This window comes from Pseudomonas akapageensis (genome assembly GCF_011355085.1).
Lineage (GTDB): Bacteria > Pseudomonadota > Gammaproteobacteria > Pseudomonadales > Pseudomonadaceae > Aquipseudomonas > Aquipseudomonas akapageensis.
Genome location: NZ_VXCP01000001.1, coordinates 169,710 through 191,289 on the forward strand (window position 1 = coordinate 169,710; position 21,580 = coordinate 191,289).

Below are 21,580 nucleotides of genomic sequence, written 5' to 3' on the forward strand. Positions count from 1 at the left end.
CTTGGCAGCAGCTTAAGCCACATTAAGGTGGCGATAATGAGGATAAAAAATGGCGACGACCACCCTTGGGGTCAAACTTGACGACCCAACCCGTGAGCGACTGAAGTCGGCAGCGCAGTCCATCGACCGCACTCCGCACTGGTTGATCAAACAGGCAATCTTCAATTACCTGGAAAAACTCGAGGGTGGTGCAACCCTGACCGAGCTCAACGGTCTGGTTGGCAAAGACGCCGAAGAAGCCGGCGAAGTCCAGGCTGATCACAGCCACCAGTGCTTCCTCGAGTTCGCCGAAAGCATCCTGCCGCAATCGGTCCTGCGTTCGGCCATTACCGCCGCCTACCGCCGTCCCGAGCAGGAAGTGGTTCCCATGCTGCTCGAACAGGCGCGTCTGCCTGTCGCCATGGCCGAAGCCACCAACAAGCTGGCGGCCTCGATTGCCGAGAAGCTGCGCAACCAGAAGAGCGCTGGCGGCCGTGCCGGCATCGTTCAGGGATTGCTGCAGGAATTCTCCCTGTCGTCCCAGGAAGGCGTAGCCCTGATGTGCCTGGCAGAAGCGCTGCTGCGCATCCCCGACAAAGGCACCCGCGACGCCCTGATCCGCGACAAGATCAGCACCGGTAACTGGCAGCCGCACCTGGGCAACAGCCCGTCGCTGTTCGTCAACGCCGCCACCTGGGGCCTGCTGCTGACCGGCAAGCTGGTCTCGACCCACAACGAATCCGGCCTGACCTCCTCGCTCAGCCGCATCATCGGCAAAAGCGGCGAGCCGATGATCCGCAAGGGCGTCGACATGGCCATGCGCCTGATGGGCGAGCAGTTCGTTACCGGCGAAACCATCGCCGAAGCCCTGGCCAACGCCAGCAAGTTCGAAGCCAAGGGTTTCCGCTACTCCTACGACATGCTCGGTGAAGCGGCGCTGACCGAACACGATGCTCAGAAGTACCTGGCCTCCTACGAGCAAGCCATTCACTCGATCGGCAAGGCTTCCCACGGCCGCGGCATTTACGAAGGCCCGGGCATTTCGATCAAGCTGTCGGCCCTGCACCCACGCTACAGCCGTGCCCAGTACGAGCGCGTCATGGACGAGTTGTACCCGCGTCTGCTGTCGCTGACCCTGCTGGCCAAGAAATACGACATCGGCCTGAACATCGACGCCGAAGAAGCCGACCGCCTCGAGCTGTCGCTGGACCTGCTCGAGCGCCTGTGCTTCGAGCCTCAGCTGACCGGCTGGAACGGCATCGGCTTCGTCATCCAGGCTTATCAGAAGCGCTGCCCGTACGTGATCGACTACGTCATCGACCTGGCTCGCCGCAGCCGTCATCGCCTGATGATCCGTCTGGTAAAAGGCGCCTACTGGGACAGCGAAATCAAGCGCGCCCAGGTCGAAGGCCTGGAAGGCTACCCGGTCTACACCCGCAAGGTGTACACCGACGTTTCCTACATTGCCTGCGCACGCAAACTGTTGTCGGTGCCGGAAGTCATCTATCCGCAGTTCGCCACCCACAACGCCCACACTCTGTCGGCCATCTACCATATCGCCGGTCAGAACTATTACCCGGGCCAGTACGAGTTCCAGTGCCTGCACGGCATGGGCGAGCCGCTGTACGAACAAGTGGTCGGCAAGGTTGCCGATGGCAAGCTGAACCGTCCGTGCCGCGTCTACGCGCCGGTCGGCACCCACGAAACCCTGCTGGCTTACCTGGTGCGTCGCCTGCTGGAAAACGGCGCGAACACCTCGTTCGTCAACCGCATCGCCGACCAGTCGATTTCTATCCAGGAACTGGTGGCGGACCCGGTCAGCAGCATCGAGCGCATGGCCACTCAGGAAGGCGGTTTCGGCCTGCCGCACCCGCGCATTCCGCTGCCGCGTGACCTCTATGGTTCCGAGCGCGCCAACTCCAGCGGCATCGACATGGCCAACGAACATCGCCTGGCCTCGCTGTCCTGCGCCTTGCTCAGCAGTGCCCACAACAACTGGAGCGCCGCACCGGTACTCGGCTGCCCGACCAGCAACGGCACGGCCCAGCCCGTGTTGAACCCGGCTGACCTGCGTGACGTCGTCGGTCATGTGCAGGAAGCCAATGTCGAAGACGTCGACAATGCTATCCAGTGCGCCCTGAAAGCCGCTCCGATCTGGCAGGCCACGCCGCCGGCAGAACGCGCCGCGATCCTCGAACGCGCTGCCGACCTCATGGAAGCCGAGATCCAGCCGCTGATGGGCCTGCTGGCCCGCGAAGCCGGCAAGACCTTTGCTAACGCCATCGCCGAAGTTCGTGAAGCAGTGGACTTCCTGCGCTACTACGCTGTGCAGGCCCGCAACGATTTCAGCAACGACGCGCACCGCCCACTGGGCCCGGTGGTCTGCATCAGCCCCTGGAACTTCCCGCTGGCCATCTTCAGCGGTCAGGTTGCCGCTGCCCTGGCTGCCGGCAACCCGGTCCTGGCCAAACCCGCCGAGCAAACTCCGCTGGTCGCCGCGCAAGCCGTGCGCCTGCTGCTCGAAGCCGGCATCCCGCAAGGCGTGTTGCAACTGCTGCCGGGCCGCGGCGAAACCGTCGGTGCTCGTCTGGTCGGCGACGATCGCGTCAAGGGCGTGATGTTCACCGGCTCCACCGAAGTGGCTCGCCTGCTGCAACGCAACATCGCTGGTCGCCTTGACTCCCAGGGCCGCCCGATCCCGCTGATCGCCGAAACCGGTGGCCAGAACGCGATGATCGTCGACTCGTCGGCATTGACCGAACAAGTGGTCATCGATGTGGTTTCCTCGGCCTTCGACAGTGCCGGTCAGCGTTGTTCTGCCCTGCGCGTCCTGTGCCTGCAGGAAGACTCGGCCGACCGCGTCATCGAAATGCTCAAGGGCGCCATGGCCGAAAGCCGCCTGGGCAACCCCGAGCGCCTGTCGGTAGACATCGGCCCGGTCATCGACGCCGAAGCCAAGGCCGGCATCGAGAAGCATATCCAGGGTATGCGCGAGAAAGGTCGCTCGGTCTATCAGGTGGCGATTGCCAACACCGAAGAATGCCAGCGCGGCACCTTCGTCATGCCGACCCTGATCGAACTGGAAAGCTTCGACGAACTGCAACGCGAAATCTTCGGCCCGGTCCTGCACGTGGTGCGCTACAAGCGCAAGGAGCTGGACCAGCTGATCGAGCAAATCAACGCGTCGGGCTATGGCCTGACCCTGGGCGTGCATACCCGTATCGACGAGACCATCTCCAAGGTCATCGACAGCGTCAATGCCGGTAACGTCTACGTCAACCGCAACATCGTCGGTGCCGTGGTCGGCGTACAGCCATTCGGCGGCGAAGGCCTGTCGGGCACCGGCCCGAAAGCCGGTGGCCCGCTGTACCTGTACCGCTTGCTGTCGACTCGCCCGGCCGATGCCATCGTGCGCTCCTTCGAACGCACCGATGGCGCCACCGCCCCGGACGTTCGCCTGCGCGACGCCATGAGTGCACCTCTGCAAGCACTGCAGGCCTGGGCCGACAGCAACAAGCTGGCCGACCTGAACGCCCTGTGCACGCAGTACGCCCAGCAGTCGCAGAGTGGCATCACCCGCCTGCTCGACGGCCCGACCGGCGAGCGCAACAGCTACGCCATCCTGCCGCGCGAGCATGTACTGTGCCTGGCCGACACCGAAGCCGACCTGCTCACCCAACTGGCTGCCGTACTGGCCGTTGGCAGCTCTGCGGTCTGGCCGGACAACGCGCTGAGCAAAACCCTGCGCGCCCGCCTGCCGAAAGAAGTGCAAGCGCGCATTCAGCTGGTGGCCGAGTGGAACAAGGACGAAGTCGTGTTCGACGCCGTCCTGCACCACGGCCATTCCGACCAGCTGCGCGATGTCTGCCAGCAGGTCGCCAAGCGCGCCGGTGCCATCGTTGGGGTTCAGGGCCTGTCGCAAGGCGAGACCAACATTGCGCTGGAGCGCCTGGTGATCGAGCGGGCGTTGAGTGTTAACACGGCGGCTGCCGGTGGTAATGCGAGCTTGATGACTATTGGTTGATGGTTAGTGGGTGACGCGGTCTTTCATTGAGACCGCGTCGCTGCAATCGCTGGCAAGCCAGCTCCCACAGGGATCTCATGCACTCCGCGATCCCTGTGGGAGCTGGCTTGCCAGCGATGAAGCTGAACACAACTTCACTGAACAGCCTCGATTCTGCCCCTTCATCACCCTCATCTATGGTGCTAGGCACCCACTTCTCCGCAAGCCTAGACTCGGCGCATTCCAAAAAAGGTATGCCACCATGTCCGAGACCCTGCTCAGCTCCCGCAACCTTGCCTTCGAACTCTACGAAGTCCTCGACGCCGAAAGCCTGACCCGGCGCGAACGCTTCGCCGAGCACACTCGCGAGACCTTCGATGCGGCCATTGGCACGGCCCGGACCATTGCTGAGAAATACTTCGCCCCGCACAACCGCAAGGGCGATGAGAACGAGCCGCGCTATGAGGACGGCCAGGCCATTCTGATTCCGGAAGTGAAACCGGCAGTCGATGCCTTTCTCGAGGCCGGCTTTCTCAATGCCGCACGCAGCTTCGAGGACGGTGGCATGCAGTTGCCAACCCTGCTCGCGCAAGCCTGCTTCGCTCATTTCCAATCGGCCAACGCGGCATCGACTTCGTACCCCTTCCTGACCATGGGCGCGGCCAACCTGATCGAAAGCTTTGGCAGCGATGAGCAGAAGCAGCGCTTCCTGCAGCCGATGATCGATGGGCGCTTCTTCGGCACCATGGCATTGACCGAACCCCATGCCGGCTCGTCACTGTCGGATATCCGCACCCGCGCCGAACCCGCAGCCGATGGCACTTATCGCCTGCGCGGCAACAAGATCTTCATCTCCGGTGGCGACCACCCGCTATCGGAAAACATCGTGCACATGGTCCTGGCCAAGCTGCCGGACGCCCCACCCGGCGTGAAGGGCATTTCCCTGTTTATCGTGCCCAAGTTCCTGGTCAACGACGATGGCAGCCTGGGTAAACGCAACGATGTCTTGCTGGCGGGCCTGTTCCACAAGATGGGCTGGCGCGGCACCACCTCGACTGCGCTGAATTTCGGCGATAACGGCGAGTGCATCGGCTATCTGGTGGGCAAGCCTCACCATGGCCTGAGCTATATGTTCCAGATGATGAACGAAGCGCGGATCGGCGTCGGCATGGGTGCGGTCATGCTGGGTTACGCAGGCTACCTGTATTCACTGGAGTACGCCCGCGAACGTCCGCAAGGGCGCCTGCCCGACAGCAAGGACCCGACCAGCATGCCGGTATCGATCATCCAGCACGCCGACGTCAAGCGCATGCTGCTGACCCAGAAAGCCTACGTGGAAGGCGCGTTCGATCTCGGTCTGTATGCCGCCCGCCTGGTCGACGAAACCCAGACCGGCGATACCGAAGACGCGCGCAAGCAGGCTCACGAACTGCTCGACCTGCTGACTCCCATCGTCAAATCCTGGCCTTCCGAGTTCTGCCTCAAAGCCAACGAACTGGCGATCCAGATTCTCGGCGGTCATGGTTATACCCGTGAATACCCGGTAGAACAGTACTACCGCGATAACCGCCTGAACCCGATCCATGAAGGCACGCACGGCATCCAGTCGCTCGACCTGCTGGGCCGCAAGCTGGCGCAAAACGGGGGTGCCGGACTCAAGCAACTGATCCGGCTGATCGCCGACACCTGCAAGCGTGCCCATGCGCATGCCGGCCTCGATGCGCTGCGCGAGCCGTTGGAGCAGTTGCTTGATCGCCTGCAAGGGGTCACGCTCGGGCTGCTGTCCGATCTCGCCCACGGCCAGGTCAATACAGCGCTGGCCAACTCGGCGCTGTACCTCAAGGCGTTCGGGCATACCGTGATTGGTTGGCGCTGGCTGGAGCAGGCGGTGCGTGCAGAAGAGGGACTGGCGAAAGGCAATCCAGCGGATGAGGGCTTCTATAAAGGCAAGCTTCAGGCGGCGCGTTATTTCCTGACATGGGAAGTGCCAGGTTGTCATCATGAACTGGCATTACTGGAAACGCGGGATGACACCTGCCTGGCCATGAACGAAGACTGGTTCTAACATCACCCTTCTCGTTCCCACGCTCTGCGTGGGAATGCAGGGTCAGACGCTCCAGCGTCGCCGTACCCGAGCGCGACGCAGAGCGTCACAGGAGGCATTCCCACGCAGAGCGTGGGAACGAGGGTGCGCTGCAAAGCTTTTTGACAGCAGGACATTTCCGCAGGTTAGAATCCCTTGGCACGCAGACTGCATATTCCCTCGCAATCTGCGCCCGCCTGACCAACCTCCCGGAGTACTGCCATTGAATGCGACAACCATCAACAGCCTGTTCTTGATCGGCGCGTTGCTGGTGGGTGCGAGCATTCTTGTGAGTTCGTTGTCCTCACGGCTCGGCATCCCGATTCTGGTCATCATCCTCGCGGTGGGCATGGCTGCGGGCGTCGATGGCGGCGGTATCATTTTCGACAATTACCCCACGGCCTATCTGGTCGGTAACCTGGCGTTGGCGGTCATCCTGCTCGACGGCGGTCTGCGAACGCGGGTGGCGAGTTTCCGTGTGGCACTGTGGCCGGCGTTATCGCTGGCGACTCTCGGCGTACTGATCACTACCGGCCTGACCGGCATGATGGCGGCCTGGCTGTTCAACCTGAACATGATCCAGGGATTGTTGATCGGCGCCATCGTCGGCTCGACCGACGCCGCGGCGGTGTTCTCCCTGCTCGGTGGCAAGGGCCTGAACGAACGAGTGACCGCGACCCTGGAGATCGAATCGGGCAGTAACGACCCGATGGCGGTGTTCCTCACCGTTACCCTGATCGACATGCTCGCCAGCCACGAGACGGGCCTGCACTGGGGCCTGCTGACCCACCTGATTCGCGAGTTTGGTATCGGCAGCATTCTCGGCCTGGGTGGTGGCTGGCTGATGCTGCAACTGGTCAACCGCATCAACCTGGCCAACGGCCTTTACCCCATCCTGGTCATCAGCGGCGGCCTGCTGGTGTTCGCCCTGACCAACGCCCTGCATGGCAGCGGTTTTCTGGCTGTGTACCTGTGCGGTCTGGTTATCGGCAACCGTCCAGTGCGCAGCCGTCACGGCATCCTGCACATGCTCGATGGCATGGCCTGGCTGGCACAGATCGGCATGTTCCTGGTGCTGGGCCTGCTGGTCACGCCCCATGACCTGCTGCCCATCGCCCTGCCGGCGCTGGGCCTGGCGCTGTGGATGATTCTGATTGCCCGGCCCCTGTCGGTCGTCGCCGGCCTGCTGCCGTTCAAGGCCTTCCATGGTCGCGAAAAAGCTTTCATCTCCTGGGTCGGCCTACGCGGCGCGGTACCGATCATTCTGGCGGTGTTCCCGCTCATGGCCGGGCTGCCCAACGCGCAGCTGTACTTCAACCTGGCGTTCTTCATCGTGCTGGTTTCGCTGCTGGTGCAGGGCACCAGCCTGCCATGGGTCGCCAAACTGCTGAAGGTCACCGTACCACCGGACCCGGCACCGATTTCCCGTTCCGCACTCGAGGTGCACGTCACCAGCGAATGGGAGTTGTTCGTCTATCGCCTCGGTGCTGAAAAATGGTGCATCGGTGCCGCCCTGCGCGAGCTGAAAATGCCTGAAGGGACCCGCATCGCTGCCCTGTTTCGTGGCCAGCAACTGCTCCATCCGTCGGGAAGTACCACACTTGAAGTGGATGATTTACTCTGTGTGATCGGCCACGAACACAATCTGCCGGCGCTCGGAAAGCTGTTCAGCCAGGCGCCACAGCGTGGCCTCGATTTGCGTTTCTTCGGCGACTTCGTCCTCGAAGGGGACGCAGAACTGGGGGCTGTGTCGGCGTTGTACGGTTTGAAACTCGACGGCCTGGACGCGAACATGCCCCTCAGCCGGTTCATTACCCAGAAGGTTGGTGGCGCACCGATCGTCGGCGACCAGATCGAATGGAACAACACAATTTGGACCGTCGCCGTCATGGAAGGGAACAAGATCCTCAAAGTGGGCGTCAAATTCCCCGAAGGAAGTCGCCCCGGCCCCGGGCTGTTCCTCTAAATTTCCATTTTTTGCGAGTTTTTCTACCTCTGCCTATGTCCAATTTGCGCACTTTTCTAACAGCAGCCCTGCTGGGGTTGTGTTTGTCTGTCACCACCGTGCAGGCAGCCGAACCACCCACCACCGCCGCCGTTCAGCAAAGTCTGGACAAGATCGCCGAACGCAAACTCCCGGAGGCCGACCAAAAGGCCTTGCAGCAGGTACTGGAACAGACCCTGACATTCCTGGCGAGCAGGGACGACAGCGTCAAGCGCCTGGCCGCCGTCAAGCAGCAACTCAATGATGCACCACGCCAGACCAGCGAAAACCAGCGTGAACTGGCCAAGCTCAAGCTGACCAAAGTCATCCCCGCCGAGCAACGTTATGCCAACCTGCAGGTGCCCCAGCTCGAACAGCTGCTCACCGAACGCGGAACACAGCAAAGCGAACTGCAAAAGGCCCTGAACGACGCGACCACCCTGAGCATCACCGCCCAGACCCGCCCCGAGCGCGCCCAGGCCGAGATCAGCAGCAACCAGACCCGCATCCAGCAGATTAACAATGCCATCAAGCTGGGCAAGGACGGCGGCAAAGTGCTGACGCCTGACCTGCGCAACCAGCTCAATGCCGAGCTTGCCGCACTCAATGCCCTGACCACCCTGCGTCGCCAGGAACTGGCCGGCAACGGCGTGCTGCAAGACCTGGGCAACAGCCAGAAAGACCTGCTGGGCGAACGCAGCGCTCGCCTGGACCAGGAAATCCAGGACCTGCAGACGCTGATCAACCAGAAGCGCCTGGCCCAGTCGCAACAGACCGTCACCGAGCAGTCGATCGAGGCGCAAAAGGCCGGCGGCAGTAGCGTGCTGGCCACCGAGAGCGCGGCCAACGTCAAGCTCTCCGACTACCTGCTGCGCAGCACCGACCGCCTCAACGAACTGACCCAGCAGAACCTCCAGACCAAGCAACAGCTCGACAACCTGACCCAGAGCGATCAGGCCCTGGACGAACAGATCAGCGTGCTCAAGGGCAGCCTGCTGCTTTCCAAGATCCTCTACCAACAGAAGCAATCCCTGCCGCATCTCAAACTTGACCGTAACCTGGCCGACCAGATCGCCGACACTCGCCTTTACCAATTCGAGGTCAACCAGCAACGCGAACAGCTCGGCAACCCTGCCGCTTATGTCGACAAACTGCTGGCCAGCCAGCCGCCCGAGCAGGTCACACCGCAACTGCGCAAGACCCTGCTGGACATCGCCGTCACTCGAAGCGATCTGCTCGAACGCCTGAACCGCGAATTGAGTGCCCTGCTCAATGAGTCGATCACTCTGCAACTCAACCAGAAGCAGCTGTCGAGCACAGCGCAGAGCCTGCGTGCGACCCTCGACGAGCAGATGTTCTGGATCCCCAGCAACAAGCCGCTGGACCTGGAATGGCTGACAACCGTGCCCAAGCGTCTGCAGCAGCAAGTCACGACCCTCCCCTGGATCTCCAGCCTGAAAGAGCTGGCCGACGGACTGACCCAACGGCCACTGCTGTTCCTGCCGCTGGCGCTGCTCATTGGCGCCCTGGTGTGGTACCGCAGCGATCTGTACACGCGCCTGAACAAAGTCCACAAGGATGTCGGCCACTTCAAGCGCGACAGCCAATGGCACACGCCCCAGGCGATCCTGATCAATATCCTGCTGGCGTTGCCCGGCACCCTGGCGTTAGCCCTGTGTGGCCTGGCGTTGCAAATCGACGCCCGTGGTCAGAACGCCAACCTCGGTGCCGCCCTGTTGCAGATTTCCCAGGCCTGGCTGGTGTTCTATACCGCTTACCGGATCCTCGCGCCGGGTGGCGTGGCCGAACTGCACTTCCGTTGGGAGAAGCCACAGGTCGAGTTCCTGCGTGGCTGGATCCGGCGCCTGGGCACCGTTGTCCTGGCACTGGTCGGCGTTGTGTCCATTGCCGAGCACCAACCCTCGGCGCTAGCTGATGACGTACTGGGTATAGGCGTCGTCCTGACCTGCTACGCCCTGATGACCTGGCTCTTGAGCCGCCTGTTGATGCGCAGCCCGACGCATCGCAATGCCCCGCTGTTTCGCAAGGCTGTGGGCGTGGCCTTCACCATCCTGCCGGTCGCCCTGTTCCTCGCGGTGTGCTTCGGTTACTACTACACCGCACTGAAACTCAGCGACCGTCTGATCGACACCCTGTACCTGCTGATGTTCTGGATCATCATCGAGGCAGGCTTCGTCCGCGGCCTGGCCGTGGCGGCCCGCCGCCTGGCTTACCAGCGCGCACTGAGCAAACGCCAGGCCGCGAAGGAAACCGGCGACCCGGAAACCGTCATCGAAGAACCGACCCTGGACATCGAACAGGTCAACCAGCAGTCCCTGCGCCTGATCCGCCTGGCGCTGCTCGGTGGCTTCATCGCTGCTCTGTACTGGGTCTGGGCCGACCTGATCAGCGTGTTCTCCTACCTCGACAACGTCACCCTGTACGAGTACACCAGCGGTACCGGCGCGAGCATGAGCATGGTACCGATCAGCCTGGGCGACATGATCGCGGCACTGGTCATCATCGGTATCACCTTCGCGCTGGCGAGCAACTTGCCCGGCCTGCTCGAAGTACTGGTGCTATCGCGCCTGAACCTGGCCCAGGGCAGCGCCTACGCCACCACCACGCTGCTGTCCTATGCCATTGCCGGCATCGGTTTCGTCTCGACCCTGTCGACCCTCGGCGTGAGCTGGGACAAGTTGCAATGGCTGGTCGCCGCGCTCTCGGTAGGCCTGGGCTTCGGCATGCAGGAGATCTTCGCGAACTTCATCTCCGGCATCATGATCCTGTTCGAACGCCCGGTGCGGATCGGCGACACCATCACCATCGGCAACCTGTCGGGCACGGTGAGCAAGATCCGCATCCGCGCCACGACCATCACCGATTTCGACCGCAAGGACATCATCGTCCCGAACAAGACGTTCATTACCGGGCAACTGATCAACTGGTCGCTGACCGACACCGTCACCCGCGTCACCCTGAAACTGGGCGTGGACTACGGCTCGGACCTGGACATGGTGCGCACCCTGCTGCTCAAGGCCGCCAAGGAGAACCCACGGGTGCTCAAGGAGCCGGAGCCGATCGTGTACTTCCTCAACTTCGGCGAAAGCACCCTGGACCATGAACTGCGCATGCATGTGCGTGATCTTGGCGACCGCAACCCGGCGGTCGACGAGATCAACCGCTACATCAACCGCGAGTTCAAGAAGAACCACATCAACATCTCCTTCCGGCAGATGGAGGTGTACCTCAAGAACATGCAGGGCCAGGAGTACAAGATGGTGCCGGTCGAAAGCCTGGACAAGTCCCTGGTGCCACTGCAGCCGGTGCCCAACAGCGGCAAGCCGGCCAACGAGCCGCCGATGCAGAAACTCGACTGAGAGTGATCCTAGGCCGTATCCTACGCGGTCTGTCGATCTGCGCTTCTGTTCCCCGGGAAGTGCTGCCACTAAGCTGTGCCGGTCGCTGAGGGTTCAGCGATCGGGTGTGGAAACCCGGGTTAACGAGTAAACAGACGCCTTTATGGCGGCTGTGCGCGGGAGACCTTCGGGTCTGCCGGGATAACTCGCCCCGGTTTTCCACCCCGCGTACGGCTGCCACCCCATTCGTGTGGAAACGAATGGAAGCAGCATCACTCTGATGCGAGTTATGCCCATGAAAAAACTAGTCCCCGATCCACCCCTCGGATCCATATCCCAAACCGCTACTACCGCCTTCGGCACCTGCGATGCAGGCCACGCGCCCTTGTTCTCGGTACGCGCCGGCATCAATGCCGAGGATGCGCTGGTGCATGCCTCGCTGTACCTGCAATGCACCTGCGACGCGGCGCATCGCCTCAGCGAAAAAGTCGATCAGGAAACCCGCAGCCTCGTCTGGACCCTCCTCCATTCGGCAGAATCGGCCAAAGCCCTGATCGATGCCTTGCTTGATGGCATTGAGGACAGCGCCGGGCGCTGAGGGATCACCCTCGTTCCCACGCTCCCGCGTGGGAACGAGGAACAACATCAAACCCTGCCCCCCATTTCCATTTCCCCCATCCAACCGCCACAATGCCCCTATCCCTGCCCGGAGATAGCCCTTGAAACACCTGGATGAACTCACCTTCGACAACCGCTACGCCCGCTTGGGCGATGCATTCTCCACCTCGGTCCTGCCAGAGCCCATCCTCAACCCGCGACTGGTAGTGGCCAGCGAGGCGGCGATGCAGTTGCTCGATCTCGACCCGGGCGAAGCGCAGTCCGAGGTGTTCGCCGAACTGTTCAGCGGCCACAAACTCTGGGCCGAGGCCGAACCGCGGGCGATGGTGTATTCCGGGCACCAGTTCGGCTCCTACAACCCGCGCCTGGGTGATGGCCGCGGACTGCTGCTGGGTGAGGTCTGCAACGACGCCGGCGAGTACTGGGACCTGCACCTCAAGGGCGCCGGGCAAACGCCCTATTCGCGCATGGGCGATGGCCGCGCCGTGCTGCGCTCCTCGATCCGCGAATTCCTCGCCTCCGAAGCCCTGCAGGCACTGGGTATCCCCAGCAGCCGGGCCTTGTGCGTGATCGGTTCGGACACGCCCGTCTGGCGTGAAAAACAGGAACGCGGCGCCATGCTCCTGCGCCTGGCCCAGAGCCACGTGCGCTTCGGTCACTTCGAGTACTTCTATTACACCAAGCAGCCGGAACAGCAGCAGATCCTCGCCGAGCACGTGCTGGCCACGCATTTCCCGCAATGCCAGGAACAACCCGAGCCCTACCTTGCGATGTACCGCGAAATCGTCGAGCGCAATGCCGAACTGATCGCCCTGTGGCAGGCCTACGGCTTCTGCCATGGCGTGATGAACACCGACAACATGTCGATCCTGGGCATCACCTTCGACTTCGGCCCCTTCGCCTTCCTCGACGACTTCGACGCCAACTTCATCTGCAACCACTCTGACGACCAGGGTCGCTATTCCTTCAGCAACCAGGTGCCCATCGCCCACTGGAACCTCGCCGCCCTGGCCCAGGCGCTGACACCCTTCATCAGCGTCGAAGCCCTGCGCGAAGTCCTCGGCATGTTCCTGCCCCTGTACCAGGCCCACTACCTGGACCTGATGCGCCGCCGCCTCGGCCTGACCACTGCCGAAGACGACGACATCAAGCTCGTCGAGCGCTTGCTGCAACTGATGCAGAACAGCGGCGTGGATTACAGCCTGTTCTTCCGCCGCTTGGGCGATGAACCCGCTGAATCGGCACTCAAGCGCCTGCGTGATGACTTCATCGACCTGAACGGCTTCGATGCCTGGGCAACTGACTACCTGGCGCGCCTCCAGCGCGAAGGCACGGCAGACGACCCGCAGCGCACCGCGCGTATGCACGCGGTGAACCCGCTGTATGTGCTGCGCAATTACCTGGCACAAAAGGCCATCGACGCAGCGGAAAAAGGCGATTATGAAGAAGTGCGCCGGTTGCACGCCGTGCTGACGAAGCCCTTCGAAACGCAATCGGGCATGGAGGCCTACGCCGAGCGACCTCCGGAGTGGGGCAAGCATCTGGAAATCAGTTGTTCGTCGTGAAGCCGCTCTGCGGCCATGACGTAGTTGCTGGCACACTAAAAACCTATCTGATCTGATAGTAGACAGAGGCACTAATTCGGCAAACTATTGCTCCGGTGGTATTTGAAAATACTTAACGTATCGATAAACCCAGCATGTTTGCCGGAGAAGAAAAATGCCCACCTATCACATACAAGTTAGTTTCATGGGTACAGACAAGAGCAGAAAAATCCTCGCAATAGCGGACAATGAAAGCCGTGCAATAGAAAAAGCACGGGACATGTACCCCGGCGCATGCAGCATCACAGCCATGACGTTCAACCAGATACAACCAGTAGAGGATGACGAAGACGATCGTTGCATTCAAAAATCTGTCAATTGAAAACGCGTCCTATTGAGCAGTTCATTCGCAACTCATGGGGACACACATCTGCAGTATAAATTGCGATAGTCAGTTTATTCGCCTCGCCTCAAGGGGCCACGCTCAACACCCTGAGACGATCGAGCGCACGATCCAGATAGCCATCCCGGATGATGGAGCTCAGATGCCCTGGGCAAAATCGGTCCGCTCGCACGTGTGCAATGAGCAGCCTGCGCACCTGTTCGATGTCTGCGGTGTCGAGCAGTGACGCATCTTCCATCTCTGCACGCTTGCTGCCTGAAAACGCTTTCATCCAATCGAAGGGTGCCATGAATCGGGTGGCGTACAGCACTCGCTGAAACACCATCATCGCTTCCTCCCATTGAGGACTGTCTTCACCCAATTGTTTCAAGAGGGCTGCCGAGGGAGCGAACTGCAGCACATAACCCAGGGCCTGATCGGACAGCGGTGGTAATTTTTCCACAATGACGGCCCTCAAAGATGGGAGAAAGTAATGTTGGCAGTATTGGCCAACGTTTCATCAGAATGACACAGCCGCACGGGGTGATTGTTTTCGATGATGTCCTCTATCCGTGTCACCAAATGCAGCATATCGCTATCGAACAGAACTTCCGCCTCTTCGGGATAACTGGAAAAAGCAGAAACACCCTTGCCAATTCCACTCTTTATTTGCAATTTGCAATCCGTGCGCCAACTAAAATCGGGATTACTCGAAGTGCTGGTAAAAGCCAGTTCCCGAGCGACTTTCCCTTCTTGATACAAGTCTTCTATACCCTCGAAGGCATTGAGGTAACGATTGACGGGTATTGGGTTCGTGTAGTTTCTCAGCTGCGATAGTGCCGTGCCGATTGCCTCGATAAGGGCATGGGCTTCGGCATAGTCGGGCGAGGCAACATCTCCGCGTCGCAGCGGACCGTTCACGAAGTTGTGCGCATAGTCGGTGTATACATTGAGCGCCATGCGCTGGCGTTTGGTCAATGCGCAGGCATGTGGTGTAACCGGACACCGCGGGGCAAGCGGTGGAAATGCTTTGTTGAACGATACGAGCCTGCTTTCGACGCGCAGATACGAAAAAGGCGGGTTGGCATAACGGTGTTTCAATATGGCGAATTCAGTCGCCGCCTCTTCCCGTCGGTCATCATCGACAACAATGTTGATAGCACTCCAGGGAGCACGCGCACACAAACTGGCCGCCGAGAAAAACAGCATTCTGAGCATCACTCGGAAATTCGCCTCTCCGTCAGCACTGCTCAATACCGGTAGAGCTGCGCTTGCCGTCGAGGCCGCGCCGTTGAACAAGCGCAAGGCTTGAAAGGCTTTCCATGCCTGTACCGGTGCATTGATGTCTGGCGCGTTCGGCTCAAATACAGCGAGCCTGTTAAAACCGAGGCTTTGCGAGCCGGCAACCGGTTGTGAGACCCAGCACGGCAACATCGGGCGAAAATCCAGCGCCGGATAACGCTCCAATTCCTCGACAGAAACACCCCTGGCAGCCAATGCTTTAACCAGCCCCCCCTGGACGGGGTCATAGTTGCCCGCTCGGGTAGATATCAACAGATAGTCCACCGACTCACTCGCGAGGACCTCAAATATATCCCCGCTAATTAAATTGATTTTTCTATCATCTGACTCAATATGATCCACATCCAAACTATCTATATAAGCCATGCACTGTCCTCCGTGACATTTCAATTGCAAAGCGCATTTGAAACTTACACACAGAGAAACCGGCTGAGTACTCACAAAAATGTCAGGCAGCCAATGGCCAGCACCCGATCCGAGCCCTTGATAACTGCCCACGCGGACTCCAGATAAGCGTTATTCGCCCCCTGATCTGGAGCCCCCTATGAGCGATCGACTCGTCATCCCCTGCCCTCAATGCAACGGGCTCAACCGCATACCTGCCGAACGCCTGGGCGATCAGCCCAAGTGCGGTCGTTGCAAAAGCCCGGTGTTGCTCGATCAGCCGTTCGAATTGAAGCAGGGTGATTACGCCAGCCAGATCAAGGGAGACCTGCCGTTATTGATCGATGTCTGGGCCGACTGGTGCGGCCCGTGCAAATCCTTCGCACCGATTTTCGAACAGGCCGCCCGCCAATTGAAGGGACGCTGCCGCTTGGCGAAGCTGGACAGCGAGGCCAATCAACAGTTGGCCGGGCAATTGGGGATTCGCTCGATTCCCAGCCTGATTCTGTTCAAGAACGGCCGGGAGGTTTCTCGCCAGAGCGGTGCTTTCCCCCTGCCGCAGTTGCTTGAATGGTTACGCAGCCAAGGGGTTTGATGGGGCTTAGCGGTTGCCTTCCAGCAGGCCGTGCAACTCGACGAACTGCTGGGTCAACTTGTGCCGGGCGTCGAGATGGATCAACGGCATGCTGGCCTGGTGCGATTCACGCATCTTCACCGAGCTGTTGAGGTACACCGGCAGCACCGGCATCCCTTCGGCAATCAGTTCGTCGAGCATCTGCTGTGGCAGGCTGGCACGCGCCTGGAACTGGTTCACCACAATGCCTTCGACCTGCAGGTCTTCATTGTGGTCCTCTTTCAACTCTTCGATTTCGGCCAGTAGCCCATATAGCGCCTGGCGCGAAAAGCTGTCGCAATCGAAGGGTATCAGCACACGATCGGCCGCGATCAACGCCGAAACAGCGTAAAAATTCAGAGCTGGCGGTGTATCCAGATAGATTCGATCATAGTCCTCGGCCAGATCATCGAGCAGTTTGCGCAGCTTGTTGATCTTGTGCTTGGCCTCGAGCTTGGGTTGCAGGTCGGCCAGCTCAGCAGTGGCAGTGACCACATGCAGGTTGTCGAAAGGCGTCTCGTAGATGTCGACCTTGTTCTTTTTCGCAAAAGGCCCGGACGAGAGTGTTTGCTTGAAGAAATCGGCGATGCCCATGGGGATATCGTCGCCCGTCAGCCCTGTCAGGTACTGGGTCGAGTTGGCCTGAGCGTCCAGATCGATCAACAGCGTGCGATAGCCTTCGCTGGCGCTGACCGCCGCCAGGTTACAGGCAATGCTCGACTTGCCCACGCCACCTTTCTGATTGAATACCACGCGCCGCATGCAGACCTCCGTGCTTCAGTGAATGCCCGAGTGTAGTGGGCCCGGGGCTGACATGACCAGCACCATTGATGCGATGCGCCGCAGCGATCGGATGTATGGAGAATGCAGCTTCCCACAATAAAAAAGTGCGCACGGAGACAACAGCCGATGAAATTGGCTGTCTTATTGGCAGATTTAACCATTTGCTCCGCACAAGGTGCACCGCGATAATGCACACCATGCTGCCATTACGCCACGCCATTGCGAGTCATCGCCCCGATTCGACTCCCAGAGCATGCAAGTCCTCAAGGGCAGGAATTCAGTCGTGATCAGATTCAACATCGCACAATGGCGCGCCTGGGCACCCGGGCTTGTGTCGGCTGACGACTGGCTGCGCTGGAGCCGGGAGCCGCGGCCGCTCACCGATGACGATGCCGCCCCTGATGTGTCGTTCCTGCCCGCCATGCAACGTCGTCGGCTGGGCCGCCTGGCCCGGATGGCGTTCAGCGTCGGCTGGCCGCTTGCCGAAGGCCACGACTCGTTACCACTGGTTTTTGTCTGCCGCCATGGCGAAACTCCACGCACCTTCGACATCCTCAGTGAGTTGGCGGCCGGACAACCCTTGTCACCGACGCAATTCAGCCTGTCGGTGCATAACTCGGTCATCGGCCTGTGGTCGATCCTGCGAGGCTCCACCGCTGAAATGACCGCATTGGCCGCCGCCGGCGATGGCCTGGAACAAGGCATGCTCGAGGCCGCTGCACTGCTCGCAGAGGGTGCGCCGGCGGTGCTGTTGATCGTCTGCGAAGAACAGCCTGCCCCGGCGTATGCCGACTGGATCGACGATGTGCCCTTTCCCTATGCTGTCGGCCTGCTGTTGACGCCGGGAGACGATTGGCAATTGTCACCGGGCCAGACGAAAGCCGAGGCCGAGCCATGCCACTGGCCCCATGCCGTGGATCTGCTGCGCTGCCTGCTGACCCGACAACCCCACTGCCACCATGCCTGGAAAAACCGTGTATGGACCTGGCAACGCATACACTGATGAAAGGTCGTGACGCCTACTATTGGCGGCTCCTGGCCACGGCCCTGAGCTTTGCCCTGTTCGGGGTGGGCGGCCTGTGCCTGCGCCTGCTGGTTTTCCCGCTGCTGAGCTGCTTGCCGGGCGACGCACGGGTTCACCGCCAAAGGGCGAGGCATATCGTGAGCCGGCTGTTCTGGCTGTTCATTCGCATCATGTACCGCACCGGTGTGCTCACCTACGAGGTCCGGGGCGCGGAAAAACTCGGTCGCCCGGGCCAGATGATCATCGCCAACCACCCCTCGCTGATAGACGTCGTATTTCTGATCGGGCTGGTGCGCGATGCCAACTGCGTGGTCAAGCAAAGCCTCTGGGTAAACCCTTTCACTCGTGGCCCCTTGCATGAGGCCGAGTACATCAGCAATGACGGCAGCATGGGCATGCTCGACGCGGCAGCCCAGGCGCTGCAAAGCGGGCAAACGCTGATCATCTTCCCCGAAGGCACGCGCACCCAGCCGGGCTGCGCGCCCGCCTTTCATCGCGGCGCTGCCGCAATTGCCTTGCGAGGTGCGAAAATCATCACGCCTGTTACCATCAAGGTCAGCCCGACCACGCTGACCAAAGCAGAGCCCTGGTATCGCATCCCGCAACGCCGTGTGCACTTCAGCCTCCAGGTAGGTGCCGATATCGACCCCCATACTTTCGCAGCGCTTGGCCCGGCGCCCAAGGCTTCGCGCAAGCTCAATGACTATCTGCATGACTATTTTTTAAAGGAGCTCGCCATTGATGAGCGATCAGCACCCGGACCTTAACCTTGAAATCAAGCGGCTGATCATCGATGCCCTGGGCCTCGAAGACATCACGCCGGAGGATATCGGCAACGACCAGACGCTGTTCGGCGAAGGCCTGGGCCTGGATTCGGTGGACGCGCTCGAGCTCGGCCTGGCCATCCAGAAGCGCTACGGCATCAAGATAGACGCTGACGCCAAGGACACCCGTACCCATTTTTCCAACGTGACCAGCCTCGCCGCTTTCGTCACTGCTAAACAGGCCGCGTGAGACAGCCCCATGCAAACCCGTGATGACATTTTCAATACCCTGCGTGATGCCCTGGTAGAACTGTTCGAACTTGAGCCCGAGCGCGTGAGCCTCGATTCCAACCTGTATCAGGACCTGGAAATCGACAGCATCGACGCCGTGGACCTGCTCGATCACATCAAGCGCAAGACCGGCAAGAAAATCACCGCCGAAGACTTCAAGGCTGTACGTACGGTCAATGATGTGGTCGAAGCCGTCTACCGCCTGGCCAGCCCGGCGGCATGAAGCGTCTTTTTGGTCTCGGCCTGCTGTTGGCCGGCCTGCTGTACCCCTTTGCGGTACATTATGGCATCGCGCATTTTGCTCCCTGGCAATTTGGCCTGGTCCTCGGCGGACTTTGGCTGGCACGCGCGATAATGGGCGAGCGGCGGCCGGGAAACCTGTGGGTGGCGGGTGTTGCCATTGCATTCTGCGTACTGCTGGCAGCATTCGACAACGCGCAGTTGCTGCGCTGGTATCCGGTACTGATCAATGCCTGCCTGCTCGGCTTTTTCGGCCTGAGCCTGATCCAGGGCCCACCGGTTGTCGAACGCCTTGCACGACTCACGGAGCCGCAATTGCCACCTGCAGCTGTTCCCTATACCCGCCAGGTGACGAAGGTGTGGTGCCTGTTCTTTCTGGGCAATGGCCTGATCGCTGCGGCGCTGACGCTGTGGGCACCACTGAGCTGGTGGACGCTTTACAACGGGCTGATCGCCTATGGCTTGATGGGTACCCTGTTTGCGGGTGAATGGCTGGTCCGTCAACGGGTACGCGCGCGCTCATGAATCCGCATCTGGAATGGACAGGCCTTGAGCATCTGCTGCTCAAGCCGCACCCCGCCCGCGAAGTGACCTTTGCCCCGTCGCTCGACCATGCGCAGTTCTGCGATCAGGCCCTGCGTGTGGCGGCTGGTTTGCAAGCCCGAGGCGTGCAGCGCCTGGCGGTGCACCTGGAAGACGCCGGCGAGCTTGCCATTGCCCTGTTCGGCGCCTGGCGCGCCGGGATCAGCGTGCTGCTGCCGGCCGACCTGCAGACCCAGACCCGTCAACGCTGGTCCGCTGACGTCGATCTCTGGCTGAGCGACCAGCCGGGCGATTGCAGTCTGGCCACGCTGGCCCTCGCCCCCTTGCCCGCGGCAGCGCTGGATCTGGACCAGTGTCGGCTGAGCCTGTGCACTTCCGGCTCGAGTGGCGAACCCAAGCGCATCGAAAAGTGCCTGCGCCAGCTTGCCAATGAGGTCATGGCGCTGGAGCAGCTGTGGGGCGCCGATCTGGGGGCTGCCTGCATGATCGGCAGCGTGTCGGCACAACATATCTACGGCCTGTTGTTCCGCGTGTTGTGGCCATTGTGCGCCGGGCGCGGTTTCGTACGTCAGCAGTTGCCCTTCCCTGAGGACCTGCAGCAGGCCAGCCGTGAACACAAGGAATTTGCCTGGGTCGCAAGCCCTGCGCTGCTCAAACGCATGGGCGACAACCTCGATTGGCCGGCACTGAGCCAGGTACGCCGAGTGTTTTCCTCGGGCGGCGCCTTGCCACCCGAGGCTGCCGACAGCCTGCAAACCCGCTTGCTGCAGCGGCCCACCGAGATCCTCGGCAGTTCGGAAACCGGCGGCATCGCCTGGCGCCAGGACGATGTTCTTTGGCAACCCTTTGCCGACGTGCACCTGAGCCAGAACAACGAAGGCGCCTTGCGCATCGAATCGCCCTACCTGCCGGCCGGCCATATCGAGCAGACTGCCGATGCCGCCGAATTCGCCGCCGATGGGCGTTTTCGGCTACTCGGCAGGTTGGACCGGATCGTCAAGCTGGAAGAAAAACGCATTTCACTGCCGCTGCTTGAGCAAGCCCTGGCTGAACATGCCTGGGTCGAAGAAGCACGCCTGGGCGTGGTGCAGGAAAGCCGCGCCAGTCTTGGCGCGCTGCTGGTCCTCAGCGAGCAAGGCTTGCAAGTCTTGCGTAGTCAGGGGCGGCGCGCCCTGACCGAAACCCTGCGCCAGCACCTGAGCGCGCATTGCGAGGCCCTGGCGTTGCCAAGACGCTGGCGATTGCTGCGGCAACTGCCGTTCAATGCCCAGGGCAAGCTGCCCCAGGCGGATATCGAAGCCGTGTTGCTGGCCGGACGGCCGCAGTCGCCGGAAGTCCTTGGGCAGGCCGATGTCGACGGTGAAGTTCGCCTGCAACTGGCTGTGCCACCGGATCTGGCTTATTTCAGCGGTCACTTTCCTCAGGCGCCGGTATTGCCCGGTGTTGTGCAAGTGGACTGGGCGCTGGACCTGGCTCGGCAGCGACTGGGCCTTCCTGGCCGGTTTGCCGGGATGGAAGTGTTGAAGTTCCAGCAGTTGATTCGGCCGGGAGATGTGGTCGAGTTGGGGCTGCGTTGGGATGCTGGACGGGGGAAGCTTTATTTCGCTTACCGTCTTGAGGGTGTGGCGTGTTCCAGTGGGCGGATTTTGTTGGGGGTGGTGGGTGATTGAGATCGCAGGCGACC

The 21,580-nt window shown here is 61.0% G+C and carries 17 protein-coding genes; 14 read left to right on the forward strand and 3 right to left on the reverse strand.

What is annotated here, in order from left to right; all coding sequences use genetic code 11:
* The first annotated feature begins 49 nt into the window (after positions 1 to 49).
* The 7 genes from putA (at position 50) to F2S13_RS00740 (ending at position 13,952) form a co-directional block, all read left to right on the forward strand.
* On the forward strand, positions 50 to 4,003 hold the full coding sequence (putA, locus tag F2S13_RS00710) for a trifunctional transcriptional regulator/proline dehydrogenase/L-glutamate gamma-semialdehyde dehydrogenase (protein ID WP_166357990.1): 3,954 nt from the start codon (positions 50 to 52) through the stop codon (positions 4,001 to 4,003).
* A gap of 241 nt (positions 4,004 to 4,244) precedes the next feature.
* Positions 4,245 to 6,047: an acyl-CoA dehydrogenase gene (locus F2S13_RS00715; protein ID WP_166357992.1), complete on the forward strand. Its 1,803-nt coding sequence runs from the start codon at positions 4,245 to 4,247 to the stop codon at positions 6,045 to 6,047.
* A gap of 241 nt (positions 6,048 to 6,288) precedes the next feature.
* A complete protein-coding gene (locus tag F2S13_RS00720; RefSeq protein ID WP_166357994.1) occupies positions 6,289 to 8,031 on the forward strand; it encodes a potassium/proton antiporter in 1,743 nt (580 codons plus the stop codon).
* A gap of 35 nt (positions 8,032 to 8,066) precedes the next feature.
* Positions 8,067 to 11,429 (forward strand): mechanosensitive channel MscK, encoded by a 3,363-nt coding sequence (gene mscK, locus F2S13_RS00725; RefSeq protein WP_166357996.1) that lies wholly within the window; start codon positions 8,067 to 8,069, stop codon positions 11,427 to 11,429.
* 274 nt (positions 11,430 to 11,703) lie between these two features.
* A complete protein-coding gene (locus tag F2S13_RS00730) occupies positions 11,704 to 12,006 on the forward strand; it encodes a DUF6124 family protein (protein ID WP_166357998.1) in 303 nt (100 codons plus the stop codon).
* 121 nt (positions 12,007 to 12,127) lie between these two features.
* A complete protein-coding gene (gene selO, locus F2S13_RS00735; protein WP_166358000.1) occupies positions 12,128 to 13,591 on the forward strand; it encodes a protein adenylyltransferase SelO in 1,464 nt (487 codons plus the stop codon).
* Between the two features lie 154 nt (positions 13,592 to 13,745).
* Complete coding sequence (locus tag F2S13_RS00740; RefSeq protein ID WP_166358002.1) at positions 13,746 to 13,952, forward strand: hypothetical protein; 207 nt, start codon at positions 13,746 to 13,748, stop codon at positions 13,950 to 13,952.
* A gap of 88 nt (positions 13,953 to 14,040) precedes the next feature.
* Here F2S13_RS00740 and F2S13_RS29295 read toward each other — a convergent pair whose 3' ends face one another.
* Positions 14,041 to 14,415 (reverse strand): DUF6508 domain-containing protein, encoded by a 375-nt coding sequence (locus F2S13_RS29295; protein WP_166358004.1) that lies wholly within the window; start codon positions 14,413 to 14,415, stop codon positions 14,041 to 14,043.
* An 11-nt stretch (positions 14,416 to 14,426) separates the two neighbouring features.
* Positions 14,427 to 15,620, reverse strand: a complete 1,194-nt coding sequence (locus F2S13_RS00750; protein WP_166358006.1) for an ADP-ribosyltransferase — start codon at positions 15,618 to 15,620, stop codon at positions 14,427 to 14,429.
* A 178-nt stretch (positions 15,621 to 15,798) separates the two neighbouring features.
* Between F2S13_RS00750 and trxC the strand changes: the two genes are divergently transcribed.
* The gene (trxC, locus tag F2S13_RS00755; RefSeq protein WP_166358008.1) at positions 15,799 to 16,233 is read left to right on the forward strand and encodes a thioredoxin TrxC; all 435 of its coding nucleotides are present in this window, start codon (positions 15,799 to 15,801) and stop codon (positions 16,231 to 16,233) included.
* A 6-nt stretch (positions 16,234 to 16,239) separates the two neighbouring features.
* Here the strand turns inward: trxC and F2S13_RS00760 are convergent, their stop codons facing one another.
* A complete protein-coding gene (locus tag F2S13_RS00760) occupies positions 16,240 to 17,013 on the reverse strand; it encodes a ParA family protein (RefSeq protein WP_166358010.1) in 774 nt (257 codons plus the stop codon).
* A 274-nt stretch (positions 17,014 to 17,287) separates the two neighbouring features.
* On the opposite strand from F2S13_RS00760, the gene F2S13_RS00765 reads away from it, so the two are divergent.
* The 6 genes from F2S13_RS00765 to F2S13_RS00790 are packed head-to-tail and all read left to right on the forward strand — an operon-like array spanning position 17,288 to position 21,566.
* Positions 17,288 to 18,037 carry a beta-ketoacyl synthase chain length factor gene (locus F2S13_RS00765; RefSeq protein ID WP_166358012.1) on the forward strand — a complete coding sequence of 250 codons (750 nt, stop codon included), beginning with the start codon at positions 17,288 to 17,290 and terminating at the stop codon, positions 18,035 to 18,037.
* Positions 18,013 to 18,825, forward strand: a complete 813-nt coding sequence (locus F2S13_RS00770; protein WP_166358014.1) for a lysophospholipid acyltransferase family protein — start codon at positions 18,013 to 18,015, stop codon at positions 18,823 to 18,825. The genes F2S13_RS00765 and F2S13_RS00770 overlap by 25 nt, the downstream gene beginning before the upstream one ends.
* Positions 18,800 to 19,072 (forward strand): phosphopantetheine-binding protein, encoded by a 273-nt coding sequence (locus F2S13_RS00775; protein WP_166358016.1) that lies wholly within the window; start codon positions 18,800 to 18,802, stop codon positions 19,070 to 19,072. Before F2S13_RS00770 ends, F2S13_RS00775 begins: the two co-directional genes overlap by 26 nt.
* A gap of 9 nt (positions 19,073 to 19,081) precedes the next feature.
* Entirely contained in the window at positions 19,082 to 19,336 is a 255-nt protein-coding gene (locus F2S13_RS00780) for an acyl carrier protein (protein WP_166358018.1), read from the forward strand.
* Entirely contained in the window at positions 19,333 to 19,878 is a 546-nt protein-coding gene (locus tag F2S13_RS00785; RefSeq protein WP_166358020.1) for a COG4648 family protein, read from the forward strand. The genes F2S13_RS00780 and F2S13_RS00785 overlap by 4 nt, the downstream gene beginning before the upstream one ends.
* Before the next feature lie 8 nt (positions 19,879 to 19,886).
* Positions 19,887 to 21,566 (forward strand): acyl-CoA synthetase family protein, encoded by a 1,680-nt coding sequence (locus tag F2S13_RS00790; RefSeq protein ID WP_166358458.1) that lies wholly within the window; start codon positions 19,887 to 19,889, stop codon positions 21,564 to 21,566.
* Positions 21,567 to 21,580: the final 14 nt, after the last annotated feature.